The 280-nt window shown below is 31.8% G+C and carries 1 pseudogene; it reads left to right on the forward strand.

Going from position 1 to position 280, the window contains the following annotated elements:
• A pseudogene (locus C1G53_RS13700) lies at positions 1–132 on the forward strand (chromosome partitioning protein); the annotation flags it as partial.
• Positions 133–280: the final 148 nt, after the last annotated feature.

Raw genomic sequence — 280 nt, forward strand, 5'->3', positions numbered from 1 at the left:
CAGGAAGATTCACTCAGTAAAACTCTTGGAACAGCTACAAAAATTATCAAGAAGAAAAACGGGAGCGGAGAAATTCGGATTAGCTTTAATGACCTCGATGAATTCGAAAGAATTATCAACAATTTTAAATAGACTTGTTTACAATTTATTTTTATAAACACTCTTTTCCACACTAAAATCATTACAAAAAGTCAGGACCAGCAAGGGTTCTGACTTTTATTCACATCTTGTGGAAAACTTTTCTTAACAGTGTGGATTTTAAAAATTATCTGTGGAAAAC

This window comes from Streptococcus suis (assembly GCF_002960445.1).
GTDB lineage: Bacteria > Bacillota > Bacilli > Lactobacillales > Streptococcaceae > Streptococcus > Streptococcus hyiners.